Origin of the sequence: Methylobacterium sp. WL6, assembly GCF_008040095.1 — a bacterium.
Lineage (GTDB): Bacteria > Pseudomonadota > Alphaproteobacteria > Rhizobiales > Beijerinckiaceae > Methylobacterium.
This window is the reverse complement of the sequence record NZ_VRVH01000621.1, coordinates 1-844: the sequence shown is the minus strand read 5'-3', so window position 1 is coordinate 844 and position 844 is coordinate 1. Positions and strand designations below refer to the sequence as shown.

Below are 844 nucleotides of genomic sequence, written 5' to 3'. Positions count from 1 at the left end.
GCATGGTGCCCCCGCCGGCGGCACGCGCCGAGGCGCCGGCGGCGCCGGACGCGCTCAAGTTCGACATCGTCCGCGTCGAGCCGAACGGCGAGTCGGTGGTGGCCGGCCGCGGGGCGCCGAACACGGTCGTCGAGCTCCTGGTCGACGGCAAGGCGGTGGCCAAGGCGCTCGCCGACCCGAACGGGCAGTTCGCGATCGTGCCGCCGGCGCTGCCCGCGGGCAACAGCGAGATCGTGCTGCGCTCCACCAATGCCGAGGGCCGCGAGACCCGCTCGGCCGAGAGCGTCGCGGTGGCGGTCTCGCCCACGCGCACCGAGAAGCCGCTGGTGGCGCTGACCGCGCCCGACAAGCCCACGGTGGTGCTGTCGCAGCCGGAGGTCCGGACGGCGCAGCGGGCGCCGGGCCCGGCGCCGGGCCAGGCGGTCGCCGGCAGGGATACCCCCGTCAAGGGCGCGTCGAAGGGCCCGGCGGCGAAGGACGCGGCGGCCAAGCCGCCTTCCGGGAAGGCCGCCAAGGACGCCCCCGCGCCCGTCAAGATCGTCAGCGTGGACGCGCAGGAGGGCGGCCGGCTGTTCGTCACCAGCCAGGCCGCGCCGGGTGCGACGGTGCGGCTCTACCTCAACGACACGCTGATCGCCCCGGCGAGCGTCGGCGCCGACGGCAAGGTCACCTTCACCATCGGCCGCGGGGTGAAGCCGGGCGCCTACACGGTGCGGGTCGACCAGGTCGATTCGGTCTCGGGCAAGGTGCGCAGCCGGGCCGAGGTGCCGTTCTCGGTGCCGGAGCCCGCCCGCGTCGCAACGAACCTCGCGCCGCCCAGGCCCGGTGCGGCGGCGGACAAGCC

At 76.3% G+C, this 844-nt stretch carries 1 protein-coding gene; it reads left to right on the top strand.

Going from position 1 to position 844, the window contains the following annotated elements:
- Window positions 1–844: Ig-like domain-containing protein (locus FV230_RS30190; RefSeq protein WP_246695057.1), on the top strand; the 844-nt coding region annotated here is incomplete at both ends.